The organism is Aeromonas sp. HMWF014, from assembly GCF_963878295.1.
GTDB classification, from domain to species: domain Bacteria; phylum Pseudomonadota; class Gammaproteobacteria; order Enterobacterales; family Aeromonadaceae; genus Aeromonas; species Aeromonas popoffii.
On sequence record NZ_CAWNYS010000274.1, the window covers coordinates 1 to 1,171 of the forward strand.

The 1,171-nt window shown below is 61.8% G+C and carries 1 protein-coding gene; it reads left to right on the top strand.

What is annotated here, in order from left to right; translation table 11 throughout:
• Positions 1–231 precede the first annotated feature (231 nt).
• On the top strand, positions 232–1,171 hold a 940-nt coding region (locus AAC083_RS11210; protein WP_108536633.1), incomplete at its 3' end, for an AAA family ATPase.

Genomic DNA, 1,171 nt, shown 5'->3' on the forward strand with positions numbered 1-1,171 from the left:
CGGCAATCCGTTCGCCCTGGCGAGTCGTCAGTTTCAATGGCTGTTTCATCCTGGCTCCTTGGGTTAAAAGGCAGAGGTCTGACCTCATTGCGCCACATCTTAACAATCCACTCACAAATTTCATACGGCTGATTGAAACTTAATTGGCCCCATCTTTGCCCCCTCCCTCGCCCTCGGGGGCCAACTGGAGTATAAAAAGAGCAACCTCCATAAAAACAACGGGTTCATCACATGGCAGCAGCCGAGTTCAGACAGCTTGGGGACTATCTTGGCAGTCAAATTCTGGGACAGGGAGCACTGATAGAAGGGCTGCTGATCGCCCTGCTATGTGAAGGACATGTGTTAATCGAAGGCGCCCCCGGTCTTGCCAAAACCCGCGCCGTCAAGGCGCTGGCCGGGGCCGTGGAGGGGCGTTTCGCCCGCATCCAGTTTACCCCCGACCTGCTGCCTGCCGATCTCACCGGCAGCGAGGTGTTTCACCCGCAAGACGCCAGCTTCGTGTTCCAGCCCGGCCCCCTGTTCAACCACCTGGTGCTGGCGGACGAAATCAACCGGGCCCCCGCCAAGGTGCAATCCGCGCTGCTGGAAGCCATGGCCGAGCACCAGATAACAGTGGGCAAGAAGAGTTGGCGCCTGCCACCGCTGTTCATGGTTGCGGCGACCCAAAACCCCATAGAGCAGGAAGGGACCTACCCGTTGCCGGAGGCCCAGCTCGACCGCTTCCTGCTCAAGCTGCTGGTGGAGTACCCCAGCCCTGCCATGGAGCTCGCCATCTTGCAACTCAACGCCCGCGGCGAACAGCTGACGCCACCGCCAGTCACCCTGAGCCAGGCCGACCTGCTGGCGGCCCGCTCAGCGGTACAGGCAGTCCAGATGCAGGGGCGACTCGAGCACTATCTGGTGCAATTGGTGTGCGCCACACGCCCGGACAGTGGCCTGTGCCCCGAGCTTGCGCCCCTTATCGCCGTGGGTGCCAGCCCCAGGGCCAGCATAGGTCTGGCCCGCGCCGCCCGCGCCAAGGCTTGGCTCGCCGGACGGGACTTCGTGCTGCCGGAAGACATACAACAACTGGCGCCGGCCATACTGCGCCACCGCCTCATTCCCAGCTATCAGGCACTGGCAGACAACCTGGACAACGACATCCTGATCGCCCGACTACTGGACGCAATAC